The organism is Campylobacter sp. BCW_6871, assembly GCF_001762325.1.
Classification (GTDB): Bacteria; Campylobacterota; Campylobacteria; order Campylobacterales; family Campylobacteraceae; genus Campylobacter_D; species Campylobacter_D jejuni.
In genome coordinates, this window is record NZ_MJWQ01000037.1 from 35058 (window position 1) to 48619 (window position 13562).

Annotated in this window: 11 protein-coding genes, 1 tRNA gene and 1 pseudogene; 7 read left to right on the top strand and 6 right to left on the bottom strand. The window is 31.0% G+C overall.

Features of this window, described 5'->3' with window-relative positions; translation table 11 throughout:
• Nucleotides 1–174 precede the first annotated feature (174 nt).
• Together sorA and sorB are read left to right on the top strand one after the other, a co-directional pair.
• Nucleotides 175–1413 carry a sulfite:cytochrome c oxidoreductase molybdopterin oxidoreductase subunit gene (gene sorA / locus AJ930_RS03370; protein WP_002853131.1) on the top strand — a complete coding sequence of 413 codons (1239 nt, stop codon included), beginning with the start codon at nt 175–177 and terminating at the stop codon, nt 1411–1413.
• Between the two features lie 2 nt (nt 1414–1415).
• Complete coding sequence (gene sorB, locus AJ930_RS03375) at nt 1416–1757, top strand: sulfite:cytochrome c oxidoreductase monoheme cytochrome C subunit (RefSeq protein WP_002853099.1); 342 nt, start codon at nt 1416–1418, stop codon at nt 1755–1757.
• A 26-nt stretch (nt 1758–1783) separates the two neighbouring features.
• Here sorB and gyrB read toward each other — a convergent pair whose 3' ends face one another.
• The 3 genes from gyrB to dnaA all read right to left on the bottom strand — a co-directional run bounded on the left by gyrB (nt 1784) and on the right by dnaA (nt 6671).
• Nucleotides 1784–4093 (bottom strand): DNA topoisomerase (ATP-hydrolyzing) subunit B, encoded by a 2310-nt coding sequence (gyrB, locus tag AJ930_RS03380; protein WP_070274835.1) that lies wholly within the window; start codon nt 4091–4093, stop codon nt 1784–1786.
• A gap of 28 nt (nt 4094–4121) precedes the next feature.
• Nucleotides 4122–5189 (bottom strand): DNA polymerase III subunit beta, encoded by a 1068-nt coding sequence (dnaN, locus tag AJ930_RS03385; RefSeq protein WP_070274836.1) that lies wholly within the window; start codon nt 5187–5189, stop codon nt 4122–4124.
• A gap of 159 nt (nt 5190–5348) precedes the next feature.
• Nucleotides 5349–6671: a chromosomal replication initiator protein DnaA gene (gene dnaA / locus AJ930_RS03390; protein WP_070210593.1), complete on the bottom strand. Its 1323-nt coding sequence runs from the start codon at nt 6669–6671 to the stop codon at nt 5349–5351.
• A 94-nt stretch (nt 6672–6765) separates the two neighbouring features.
• Between dnaA and ruvC the strand changes: the two genes are divergently transcribed.
• The 4 genes from ruvC to AJ930_RS03415 all read left to right on the top strand — a co-directional run bounded on the left by ruvC (nt 6766) and on the right by AJ930_RS03415 (nt 11441).
• On the top strand, nt 6766–7248 hold the full coding sequence (gene ruvC, locus AJ930_RS03395) for a crossover junction endodeoxyribonuclease RuvC (RefSeq protein WP_079860060.1): 483 nt from the start codon (nt 6766–6768) through the stop codon (nt 7246–7248).
• A 203-nt stretch (nt 7249–7451) separates the two neighbouring features.
• Nucleotides 7452–10025 (top strand): flagellar hook protein FlgE, encoded by a 2574-nt coding sequence (flgE, locus tag AJ930_RS03400; RefSeq protein ID WP_070274837.1) that lies wholly within the window; start codon nt 7452–7454, stop codon nt 10023–10025.
• Nucleotides 10026–10272: 247 nt separating this feature from the next.
• On the top strand, nt 10273–10656 hold the full coding sequence (gene queF / locus AJ930_RS03410; protein WP_070274838.1) for a preQ(1) synthase: 384 nt from the start codon (nt 10273–10275) through the stop codon (nt 10654–10656).
• Nucleotides 10657–10793: 137 nt separating this feature from the next.
• Nucleotides 10794–11441, top strand: coding sequence for an outer membrane beta-barrel protein (locus tag AJ930_RS03415; RefSeq protein ID WP_070274839.1), 648 nt, complete (start codon nt 10794–10796; stop codon nt 11439–11441).
• 27 nt (nt 11442–11468) lie between these two features.
• On the opposite strand, the gene AJ930_RS03420 is transcribed toward AJ930_RS03415, so the two are convergent.
• On the bottom strand, nt 11469–12098 hold the full coding sequence (locus AJ930_RS03420; protein ID WP_002860843.1) for a hypothetical protein: 630 nt from the start codon (nt 12096–12098) through the stop codon (nt 11469–11471).
• A 462-nt stretch (nt 12099–12560) separates the two neighbouring features.
• Here AJ930_RS03420 and leuD point away from each other — a divergent pair.
• Nucleotides 12561–12947, top strand: a pseudogene (gene leuD / locus AJ930_RS03425) (3-isopropylmalate dehydratase small subunit); the annotation flags it as partial.
• On the opposite strand, the gene AJ930_RS03430 reads toward leuD, so the two are convergent.
• Both AJ930_RS03430 and AJ930_RS03435 read right to left on the bottom strand, forming a co-directional pair.
• Entirely contained in the window at nt 12927–13457 is a 531-nt protein-coding gene (locus tag AJ930_RS03430) for a GNAT family N-acetyltransferase (RefSeq protein WP_044778582.1), read from the bottom strand. The pseudogene leuD and the gene AJ930_RS03430 sit on opposite strands and share 21 nt — an antisense overlap.
• A 27-nt stretch (nt 13458–13484) precedes the next feature.
• Nucleotides 13485–13560 (bottom strand) — tRNA-Val (locus AJ930_RS03435).
• Nucleotides 13561–13562: the final 2 nt, after the last annotated feature.

Consider the following 13562-nt stretch of genomic DNA (forward strand, 5'->3'; position numbering starts at 1 on the left):
GAAAAAACTTAGTTAAAATGTAATAAAACTCGAACATATGATGATTTTATTTTAATATGTAAAATTATAAAAATAATTAATTTTTTTAATTTAAATAATTAATTATATTAATTATTTAAATTTTTAAAATTTATAATAAAATAAAAGATTATATAAATATTTAAGGATATTTCAATGAAACAGAACGATCAAAAAGAAAATCGTAGAGACTTTCTAAAAAATATAGGACTTGGTTTATTTGGCATTAGTGTATTGTCAAATTTTTCTTTTGAGAATTTTTTAGGAAGTAAGGCTTTGGCAAAAGAATTGCCTGATTTTAAAATAGAAGGTAAAAAAGATCTTATCTACCATGGCGAAAAACCATTAACAGCAGAAACTGAAATTTATGCTCTTGATTCTGATTTTACTAAACCTGAAAATTTCTTTGTTAGAAATAATGGCTTACCACCAAGCCTAGAAACGATAAAAGAAAGACTTCACAAAGGTTGGACTTTAGAAATCGATGGAGAAAGCATTATCAATAAAAAATCTTACACCATAGAAGATTTAAAAAAGAAATTTAAAACCTATACTTATGCCTTAACAGTTGAATGCGGTGGAAATGGTAGATCCGAAGTTATACCTAGCACAAAAGGAACTCAATGGGGTTATGGTGCAGTAGCTTGCGGTAGATGGACAGGAGTGCGTTTAAAAGATATTTTAAAAGATTGTGGCATCAAAAATGATGCGGTTTATATCGGATATTATGGCATAGATACAAAATTAAATGGTGAAGAAACTTCACCTATTAGTAGAGGAGTTCCTATTTCTAAAGCTTTACAAGATGAAACTCTAATAGCTTGGGCTTATGAAGGCAAAGATATTCCTTTAGTCAATGGCTATCCACTTAGACTTGTTTGTGGTGGTTACCCTGCAAGTACAAGCGGTAAATGGCTTTATAAAATTTCAGTAAGAAATAAAATTCATGATGGTGAAAAAATGGAAGGTTCTTATAAAGTTCCTGTAAATCCGGTAAAACCAGGAGATTTTAACTATAAAGGCGAGATGAAAATCATAGAATCAATGCCTATAAGATCTGTAATTACTAATATCAAAAATGGTTCTGAAATAAAAGCAAATAAAAAATTTGAAGTTAGAGGTAAAGCTTGGGCTGGAGAACTTGAAGTTAGTGAAGTTTATGTAAGCAATGATTATGGCGTAACATGGACTAAAGCAAAGGTAGAAAAACCATTAAATAGATTAGCATGGCAAAAATGGAGTGCTCAAATATCAATACCAACAAAAGGATATTATGAAATTTGGGCAAGAGCTATCGATAGTCAAGGTAACAGTCAACCTATGGTTTTAGCACAGTGGAATCCAGGAGGATATATCAATAATGCATGCCATAGAGTTAATGTTTATGGAGTTTAAGTATGAAAAAAATTATATTGATCTTAGCATTGTTTTTAAGTGCAAGTTGGGCTCAAAATCTTGAAATTAACCCTGATACAGGATTGATTATCGATCCTGATTCACCTTTAGTGGAAGCAAATTGTTTAGCTTGTCATGGATCCAATCTCATTACTAATATGCATGCAAGTAGAAAAGCTTGGTTAGCAGCTATAAGATGGATGCAAGATAGTGAAGGACTTTGGGAAATAGAACCTGAAGATGAAGAAAAAATTTTAAATTATCTTGAAAAATATTATGGAGAAAAATACGATACAAGAAGAAGAATTCCTCTAGCTATACTCTTACAAAACAAAACTCATTGAAGAAATGATTTCTTCAATGATAAATTTTACACATCCAAATGCTTTACATCTTTAGCGTGTGCTTGGATATAATCGCGTCTTGGTTCAACCTCATCACCCATAAAGAGATTAAAGGTATCATTTGCACTTTGTGCATCTTCAATAGTGATTTTTAAAAGTCTTCTTACGCTTGGATCCATTGTGGTTTCCCAAAGTTGCTCAGGATTCATTTCTCCTAAACCTTTATAGCGTTGTATAGTAGCACCTTTTTTAGCATTGGTTTCAACATCTTCAAGAACTTCTAAAATATCTTTATCAAATTCCAAGCCTCTATCTTTAATCTTATCAAAAATATAACTTGCTTCTTCATATAGTGGATGAGTGAAAAGTTCTTCATTGATCACAAGTTCTTCTAGGCCATTTTGAGTTTGAACAAAAGCTCGAATTTCATTTTCGTTGATATAATGATTTAAGATATTGTGTCCTTGTGTTTCTAAAAATTGTTTGATTACACTAAATAATTCTTCATTATTTGCTTTAACTAAATTTGAATTTTCTATCATATAGCGTATCACAGAAATCACATTAAAACGCTTTTCAAGATCTTTTAAAATCGCACGATAAGCTGCAACGATTTTTAAATAATCTTTTAAATCATTCATTCCTATACCTTCATAATTTAAACCTTCTATTCCCGTTTCTATCAGGTATTCGCTCAAAGCTTTTTCATCTTTTAAATAAATTTGTTTTTTAGCTTTTTTATAAAGATATAAAGGCGGTTGTGCTAAATAAATATGTCCATTTGTTACAAGTTCATTCATAAAACGGAAGAAGAAAGTTAAAAGCAAGGTTTGTATATGTGATCCATCAACATCCGCATCTGTCATGATGATGATTTTATGATATCTTAGTTTTGAAAGATCAAAATCTTCACCTATACCACAGCCAAAAGCGGTAATCATATTTTGAATTTGCTCAGATTTTAAAATTTTATCTAGTCTTGCTTTTTCAACATTTAAAATTTTACCACGCAAAGGCAATATAGCTTGGAAAGATCTTTCTCTACCTTGTTTTGCAGAACCTCCTGCAGAATCCCCTTCCACAAGATAAATTTCACTTTCACTTGGATCTTTACTTTGACAATCAGCTAATTTCCCTGGTAAAGTTCCTACGCTTAAACTTTCTTTTTTACGCGTTAATTCTCTGGCTTTTTTCGCTGCTTCTCTTCCTCTAGCTGCCATTAAGGCTTTGTTCATTATAGCTTTAGCTTCGATAGGATTTTCTTCAAAATATTTAGTCAAATACTCAAAACTTGCTTTTGAAACTATAGGACGCACATAAGTTGAACCAAGTTTTCCTTTGGTTTGTCCTTCAAATTGTGGTTCAGGCACCTTTACACTTACAACAGCGATCAAACCTTCACGCACATCTTCACCCGTGATTTTATTATCCTTTTCTCTAGCACTTGCATTTGCTTCTATATAATTACTTATTACACGAGTTAAGCCCATTCTAAAACCAGCTTCATGTGTTCCACCATCTGGAGTTTTGATATTATTTACAAAAGAGAATAAATTTTCGCTATAAGTATCATTGTAAAGCAAAGCTACTTCAACATTCACATCTTCTTCATCTACGCTAAAGAAAATTGCTTTAGTTAAAGCTTCTTTTTTATTTAAGTCTGTAACAAACTGAGAAATTCCACCTTCAAAGTGAAAACTTTCATGTTTGCCTACGCGGTTATCTTTAAAATTTATAGTGATTTTTGGATTTAAGTATGCAAGTTCACGAAATCTTTTAGCCAAAATTTCATAATCAAATTCAGTCACTTCAAAAATTTGATCATCAGGCCAAAATTCTATAGTTGTTCCTGTCTTTTTACTTTTTCCTATCACACCAAATTCACTGATAACTTTACCTTCTGAAAATTCTTGACGATAAATTTCTCCATTTCTTTCAACTGTAGCTACAAGTTTTTTAGAAAGTGCATTTACAACTGAAACCCCAACACCGTGCAAACCGCCTGAAACTTTATAAGTATCTTTATCAAATTTTCCCCCTGCATGAAGGACAGTTAAAACAACAGTTAAAGTTGGCATATTTTCAGTTGGGTGCATATCAACAGGAATACCACGACCATTATCACTAACTATACAGCTTCCTTCAGTAGTGATTTCTACATCTATAGTATTACAATGTCCTGCCATAGCTTCATCAATAGAATTATCCACAACTTCATAAATCATATGATGAAGTCCGCCTATGTTTGTATCTCCTATATACATACCCGGGCGTTTTCTAACAGCTTCTAGGCCTTTTAGAACTTTAATATTACTTGCACCGTAATTTTCTTGCATATTTTTCCTTTATCTTTTACTTGTTTTATTATAAAATCATAGGCATGATAATCATTGATAGTCCTTGGGATTTGACTATAAATGCTGAATTAGGTTCATTTACACTTAAAGTGAATTTTTCTTCTTCTATAGAAGTTAAGAAATCAAGTAAATATTTGATTTTTATAGTAAGATTAAATTCTTCATTCACTCCTGTTTGAATTTCAAGCTCTGTTTTTGCTTCCATATTGTCTAAACTTATACCTTCAAAGATGATTTTATCTTTGTTAAAATGAAGTTTCATTTTTTCAGTTACAACGCTGATTTTTTTAAGACTATCTATAAAATCTTCAGTTGAAAAGCTAAGTTCTTGTTTGAAAGTTTTTGGTATAACTTTTTCATAATCTGGAAATTTATCGTTGATAAGTTTTGTAAAGAATTCAAAGTTTTCATTTTTAGCAATAAGCATATTTTGATCATAAAAAATTTCTATTTTTTCATAGAAAAGTTTTTGCATTTCCATGATAGCTTTTTTAGGGATACTAAAACTAAATTCTTGATTATTTGCTTTTTCTAAAGTATAAATTGCAAGGCGTTTTGTATCAGTTCCTACGAAGTTAATTTTATCTGTTTTTATATCTAAAAATGCACCGTTTAAGGAGTATTTTGGATTGTTTGTATCAATACTTGGTAATATCTTTTTAAGAGAACGACTTAAGTCACTTGAATCAATGTCAAATTGGTTTTTTCCTTCTGTATTTGGAAAATTTGGAAAATCTTCGTGATTAAACATAGGAAGTTTGTATTTTGTACTTTTTTGTCTTATAAATAAAAAATTATCAATGGTTTCTAAAACAACTTCTTCATTGTTTAAGCTTTTAATAACATCTGCAATACTTTTTGCATTTGCAGTAGCAAAACCACTTGATTCTACGCGGATTTTTTTTATCTTATAGTTGATACCTATTTCATAATCACTAGCTCTAATAAGAAGTTTATCTTCATCAGCATGAAAAAAAAGATGAGAAGTAATAGTGCTTGAGTCTTTTTTTTCTACATAAGCATTACATAAAATCACTGCAGATTCTAAAGTATTTTTATTGATACTTAACTTCATTTTTTCTCCTTGGTTTATTTTAATTTTAAATTCGTTGTAATAATAAGCTTGTTGAAATTGTGAAATTCTTCAAAGCAAAATAATCAAATTTGTATTTTATCATACTTTGCTTAATTTCTTTTTTTCACACTCTAGAATTTATTTTTCACATCCTTTCACTTAACTTTGACTTTTAACAAGAATTTTGTTTTTAAGTTCTTCGATTTTTGCTTTTAAAGAAGCATCATTTTCTATCATTTCTGTGATTTTTTTAACATTATGTGAAATAGCTGTATGATCTTTCATTTCAAAATAATTCGCAAGTTGTGGCATAGTCAAAGCTGTAAGTGTCCTAGCTAGGTAAATCACAATGCGTCTTGCTGTGACTATATTTTGAGTTTTTTTATTGGATTTCACATCGCTTGGTTTGATGTTAAATTCTTTACATATTAAAGATAAAATATCATCTATGGTGATATTTTCTTTCTTTTCTTTGATATGATCTTTCATCACACTTTTGGCAAGTTCGAGTGTGATTTCTTGTCCTAGTATGGTTGCATAAGCATTTAAACTTATGATGATGCCTTCGATTTCTCTTATATTATCCCCTAAAGAAGTGGCGATATAGTTTATGATATCATTAGAAAGATTGATATCATTAAATTCACATTTTTTTCTTATGATGGCTATTTTTGTATCTAGTTGAGGTGGAGTTATATCAGCTATGATCCCATGTGCAAAACGACTTTTTAAGCGTTCGGTTATACCTTTTAGCATGTTGGGTGGATTGTCTGAAGTCATGATGATTTGTCCATCGTTGTTTTTGATTTCATTAAATATAAAGAAAAATTCTTCTTGAATTTTATCGGTTTTTCCTAAAAACTGCACATCATCTATAAGCAAAACATCGCAGTTTCTATACTTTTCATGAAATTTATCTAAAGAGCCATTTTTTAAATTTGAAGTAAAATCATTGATAAAATTTTCACTTGTAGCATAAATGACTTTTTTTCCCATTTCTAAGCTTGCATTTCCAACCGCTTGAAGCAAATGTGTTTTTCCAAGTCCTGTAGGCCCATAAACAAAGATAGGATTATAAAGTTTTCCAAGCTTGTCTTTATGTATTATAGCTTTACATGCTCCATAAGCGTATTTGTTAGAATCCCCCACAACAAAACTTTCAAAAGTAAAAGAAGGATTTAAAATCGTGCTTTGTGCCTTTATATGAGCTATGTCGATTTTTGTGCTTTTGTTGCTTTGCTTAGCACTTTGTGCTTGTATGTTTATGATGGCTTTATTTCCGCTTTGCACTTCATAAAAATGTGCGATTTTTTTGCCGTATTTTGTTTGTATGAATTTAGCCATGAGTTCATTTGGAGCATTAAAAACCAAAAGATCTGCTTTGCTTTGCTTTTCGTTGAATTTTAAATTTGATAGATAGTTTTCGTATTCGTTTTCGCTTAATTCTTTTTTTAAATTTTCAAGTATTTGGCTTGGATTCATAATCTCTCTTTAAATTTTGCATAATGTATAAATTTTATCTTAAATTTCATAAAAAAAGGTTAAAATCCGCTTTTGTATTTTATTTTCAAAAGGTATGAATTTGAAAATTTTAGGTATAGATCCAGGTTCGAGAAATTGTGGTTATGCTATCATAGAAGCCAGCAAAGGAAAAAACATTCTCATAGAAGCAGGGCTTATAAAGATAAAGCCAAGTACTTTACAATATCAAATCACAGAGCTTTGCGAGGGTTTGGATTTGATTTTTAAAAACTATTCTTTTGATGAGGTGGCTATAGAAGATATCTTTTTTGCTTACAATCCAAAAACCGTTTTAAAACTCGCACAATTTCGCGGAGCCCTATCTTTAAAAATTCTTCAAATTCATGGAGACTTTGCAGAATACACTCCCTTACAAGTGAAAAAAGCCGTCACAGGAAAAGCCAAAGCAACCAAAGAACAAGTTGCTTTTATGGTAAAAAGACTTTTAGGACTTAGTAAAGATATCAAGCCTTTAGATATCACAGATGCTATAGCAGTGGCTTTAACCCATGCGGCAAATTTAAGAGTTAGGGTGTGATTTTGGTAATTTTCATTACACAAAAGTCCAAAGCTCCATAAACTCCTAAAATACCTTTAAATTTTTTCTATAAATTTTTAAAAAATTCATAAAAAATTTCAAAAGTTGGAACAGAACTTGCTTGTAAAACTTCACATAAACGCAAAAGTTTTTTAAAGCCAAAGCGTTAAATTTTTAAAGCAATATTTTATAAAGGATTTAAGATGATGAGATCACTTTGGTCTGGCGTAAGCGGACTACAAGCACATCAAGTTGCGATGGATGTTGAAGGTAATAACATTTCAAATGTTAATACTACTGGTTTTAAATACTCTCGTGCAGATTTTGGAACTATGTTTAGCCAAACAGTAAAAATCGCTACTGCTCCAACTGATGGAAGAGGTGGACAAAATCCACTTCAAATCGGTCTTGGCGTTTCAGTAAGTTCTACTACAAGAATTCACTCTCAAGGTTCAGTTCAAACCACAGATAAAAACACTGACGTTGCTATCAATGGTGATGGTTTTTTCATGGTGAGTGATGATGGTGGTCTTACAAACTATCTTACAAGAAGCGGGGATTTTAAACTTGATGCTTATGGGAATTTCGTAAATAATGCCGGTTTTGTTGTGCAAGGATGGAATATCAACTGGGATGATCAAACCATAGATAGCTCAAGAACTCCACAAAACATTTTCATCGATCCAGGTATGCATATCCCTGCAGCAAAATCAACCGAAGTGGCTATAAAAGCAAATTTAAATAGCGGTTTAAATATTGGCACTTCTAGTACAAATTTATACGGGCTTGACTCTGTTCATGGTTGGAATACGAAAACTAATAGAGCCGAAGATGAAAATGACACAGGAACTACTCAGTTTTATACTACTTCTAAAAATTCAGTTGAAGTAACAGAAAAAGGTGTGGATGCGGGAGCACTTTTTAATGCTAGTGGAACAGGACTTAATCTAAGAGATGGGCAAGGAATTTGGGTTTCATACGCAGATGCAAAATATTCAACCAATAAAGTAGGTGTAAGTGCTTTTGATTCAAATTTACGACAAAATCAAACAGCAGCTTTTTGGGGAAATGCAGATCAAAAAGTAACTTTAGACATTACTTTAAATGGTGTAAGAATTACAAATAATGAAATTCAAAGTATAGATGAAGCTATAGCTTATATCAATACTTTTACTGCCCCAACTGATACTAGAGATGGAACTGGGGTAAAAGCGGTTAAAAATTCTGATGGCAGTGGTATAGAATTTGTCAATACAAATTCTGATGGCACTACAGACAATATGAAAAATATAAATCTTGTAGTCGCTTCTACTAATACAGCGGGAGAACTTTGGAATGCTAAATGGAGTGCACAAGAACAAAAATTTACTTTTAATCAAAATGATCCTGCAATAACAAAAAATAATACTTCTTTATGGACAGCTACAAAAATAGCCGGTACTCCAAATGGTAATACAGCTATAACATTAACGGGTAAAGATAGAGTTGAAGTTATTACAGCACATAAGTATATCTATAGTTCAAATCCTGTGAATATAGGTCCTATGTATAATCCAGATGGTGGTCCTTCTTTCATTGATGATGATAAAAATGCTGCAACTAGACCAACTGATCCTGCTTCAGGAGCTTACTATGATGCGGTAAATGGCGGACTTTTAAATACAAATGCAAGGACTTTTAGAACTACAGAGGATTTAAGAGAACTTTTGCAAAGAGATGCTAGATATGGGGTGGATTATGATGGGAGTGGAGATTTTGCAGTAGCAGATATTAATCAAAGTGTAAAAGTAGTTGTAAATTCAAGCGGACATTTTGCTATCTCTAATGCTAATGAAACATCAACTGTTCCAGGAAATGCAATTAATAATGTTACAAATAATACTATAACAAATCCAAAAACAATGAGTTTTAATATTACGGCTTATTCTAATAAAGAAGGCACAGTTAGCACCAATGATGCTTTTACAGCTATGTTTAAAGCTTTTGATGGTCCTTTGGTTGTAGGTGGATCGATCAAAGAAAGTGAGCAATTTAAACTTTCAGCTTTTTCAGCAGGGCTTGAAATTTATGATTCTTTAGGTTCAAAACACACTTTAGAAGTGCAATTTGTAAAACAAAGCACCACTCAAGATGGGGGTAATGAATGGCAAATGATCATCCGTGTGCCAGAACCTGCGGAAATCAATACCACAGGAGAAGGTCCAAATAATATCATCGTAGGAACAGCAAGATTTAATAATGATGGATCTTTGGCAAACTATACACCAAAAACGATCAATTTCTCACCAAATAATGGTGCTGCGCCAAATCAACAAATCAAACTTTCCTTTGGAACAAGCGGAAGCAATGACGGCCTTGTAAGCTCAAACTCTGCTTCAACTCTAACAGGACAAGCAACTGATGGTTATACTTCAGGTAACTTAAAACCTGATGCTATCCGCGTTGATGATAAAGGAAATATCTTAGGCGAATTTACCAATGGTAAAACCTTTGCAGTGGCAAAAATCGCTATGGCTTCAGTGGCTAATAACTCAGGTCTTGAGGAAATCGGCGGAAATCTTTTCAAAGTTACTGCAAATAGTGGTAATATCGTAGTAGGTGAAGCAGGAACAGGTGGTCGTGGTGAGATGAAAACCTCAGCTCTTGAAATGTCAAATGTGGATTTAAGTCGTTCTTTAACAGAGCTTATCATTATCCAAAGGGGTTATCAAGCAAACTCAAAAACCATTTCAACGAGTGATCAAATGCTTCAAACCTTGATCCAGCTTAAACAATAATTTAAGCTTTTAGCATTCTATAGAATATTGTTTTTTGCTCCCTTAAAGGGAGCAAGCCTTGCTTTACAAGCCTATCTTGGTAGTCTTGTAATACTAGGCTTAGGCTTGAACTGCCTTCAATTTATTGCTAACTCACTCTTGCTAGGGGTGAGTTGCAATAAAATTGCATTTTCTTATCTGTATCATAATCGTTTTAAAAACTTATTTTGTTATAATTTTTGCTTGAATTTAAATTTAAGGAAAATCTATGCGTTATGGTGAAAAAGAAATCAAAGAATTTGATGTAGAAAATATGGAAATTTGGCCAAATGATGCAAAAAATGACTATATCATTAAAATCACTTTGCCTGAATTTATGTGTTGTTGTCCGCGTTCGGGTTATCCTGACTTTGCGACGATTTATCTTGAGTATATGCCTGATAAATTTGTGGTTGAGCTTAAGGCGATAAAGCTTTATATCAATACTTTTATGTATAGAAATGTTTCACATGAAACAAGTATCAATGAAATTTATAATACTTTAAAAGATAAATTAAAACCAAAATGGATTAAAGTTGTGGGGGATTTTAACCCGCGTGGAAATGTGCATACGGTGATAGAATGTCGTAGTGATATAGTTGTTCCAAAATAATATTTGAGTAAAATATTCACATATTTTTATGTAAAGATTAAATATTTTATAAAAAATTCTTATTTAATCTTTGAAGAATATATAATATAAAAAGATCTAAAATTTTTAGATCGAATTTTATTATAAGGAGTTAGGTTATGAATAAAAAATTATTAAGCATTGTCGCAAGTGCTACTTTGTTTTCAAATTTGGCTTTAGCAGATGAGAATTCCGGTTTTTTTATAGGTGCTGATGCAGCTTTTTTACATACTAAAGTAAAAAGCGATCTTAAGCATAATGGGAATAAAAGTTTAGTGATCAATGGAGATATGATAGAAAATATTCCGGTTTTAGATTTGAAAATAGGATATCGTTTAAATCAACTTCATAGAATTTATTTTCTTTATGCTAATTCTGATGGCTTTGATGATTTTATTACAACTCCTAAGTTTAATATAGAAGCTGATTTTTCTATAAATAAATTTTTATTAGGTTATGATTTTACTCCAGAACTTTTTGAAAAAACAAGAGGAGTTTTAGGTGTGTATTCTGGTTATGCAAGAACAGATATTGATTTAAAAACTTCGCGTTTATCTTTATCTAAAAAATTTGATGGTTTTGTTTATGGAGTTAAAGCAGGTGCTATATATGAGCTAACTGAACACAATGAAATAGAACTAGGTGTTAAAGCTGAACAAATAAGATATAATTCTAGAAATTTTTATGAAAATAGCATCGGATCAAATTTTTATGATCCTAAACAAACAAACTATAGTATTTATTTAGGATATGCTTATAAATTTTGATAAAATGCAACTTTAAGTTGCATTTTATCAACCTCCACCGATAAAGTATTTTTCAACATCATCAAGTAATTTTTCACAAATTTGAGAATCTGTGTTTTTTTCTACTATAAGATTTATATAAGTTTTAGTATCTCTAAAGCTTCCTGCTGATTTTGAATTTTCGCGAGTGAGTTTTTGAGTGTCTCTAGTGTATTCTATATTGATGTTAAATTTTAGTGCAGCACTTGCTTCACCTAAATTCGTTTTTACTACTACATTCATTTTAGAAGCTTTAGCGAGTGTAGCTTGGGTTTTATTTATGATTTCTTTAAAGCGTTGGCAAGATCGTATAAGTGTAGCGATGAATTTGTTATCAAGTCCCTCATAAGCTACTTTGAGTTTGTTTTTGATATCTTTTGTACTTTCCTTTTCAGGGGCGACAAAAACCATGTAAAAACCGTTTTTTATAGCTACATTGTCTGTTTTTACATCGCGTCCACTTGACATAACTTTAACATAAATGGCATTATCAAGATAAACACGATCTACCATAGGGCCATAAATTTCGTATTCTTTTTTTCGGACTATGACTTCACGGGCTAGCATATTTAATTTTACATTGGCTTCGTGAATAACAGGTTCCATTTCTTTTTTAATCTCTAAGAGTTCTTTTAACATCAACATCCTTTTTGTTACTTAAAATTACAATTATATCAATAATTTTCTTAATTTAAGAATTTTACAAATACATTTACTAAAAATATGATACATCAAGGATTAGTTTTAACAAAGGAGGAAAAGATGAAGCAAATTTGTAAATTTCAAATTCAGTCCAACAAAAAAGTAAAGACAATACTTTTAATCTGCTACTGCAACTCTCACTTTAAAACTCAATTTTATTTTTAATCATTTTTTACATTTTTAATTTTTTATCATTGTTGTTAAGTTTTTGAAATTTTATTCATTTAGTCTATTTGGTTTTAAAGGATTAAATCATGAAAGATAATAAAATCATAATCTTTGATACCACTTTGCGTGATGTAGAAAATGCGATTTAGAAGAAGTGGTTATGGCGATAAAAACTTGCCTTGAAAATTTAGACTACGATGAAAATATTTATAATTTAGATGATGTTTATGTTTGGTGAGTTTTGAAAATTTTTGTAGTGGTTCTTCAAGAGAGCATGCGCCTTGGGCTTTGGTTGATTATGGTATTAGAGCTATTATCGCACCTTCTTTTGCAGATATTTTTAAAAACAATGCCTTAGGAAATGGTTTGCTTACCATAGAACTTACTAAAGATGAGATTTTGGAAATAGTTGATGAGTTAAAAAAATCCCAAGATAAAAATATAGAAATTTCTTTGTTGGAAAAAAGAGTATTTTTTAAAGATAAGATTTTTTCTTTTGATTTAGATGATTTTCACAGAATTTGTCTTTTGGAAGGACTTGATAATATAGCTTTGACTTTAAAACATGAAGCACAAATCAAAGCCTATGAGAAAAACTCAAAAAGCTTTTTGGTTTAGAATTTTTTCATAAGCTAAAAAAGGATCTTGGTAATTAGGTATGTCAAAATTTCCACAAAAATTAAAATCGAGCTTTTTAAAAAGCGAATTCATAGGAAAATTTTTACTATGAGTATCTGCTCTTAAACTTGCCTTGTGATTTTCCAAGGCAAAATTTTCGCAAAAATTTAAAAGTTTTTGTGCTACGCCTTTGCCCTTTGCCTTTTGTTTGACGGCTAAACGGTGTAGATAAAAGGCTTTATCATCATAATTTTTGTTAAAAATAACTTGTTTATAAAATTCAGGTTCAAATTTTTCATTGATACAGATAAAGCCTAAAATTTCATCATTTTCTTTAAACACATAAAGTTCTTGTGCTTGTATATCTTCTTGAAAAACTATTTCATTGGGATAATTCTCATCCCATTGGTAAAAATTCATAGCTTTCATAGCATTTAAAGCATCTTTTGTGATTTCAAGTATAGAATTTAAATCTTTATGGATGGCTTTTTGTATGATAGTGTTTTGCATGATAATCCTTTGTATAAGGAAGGGTGATGGTGGCTCCGATTGGACTTGAACCAACGGCCACTACCATGTCAAGGTAGTGCTCTACCAGCTGAGCTACGGAACCAT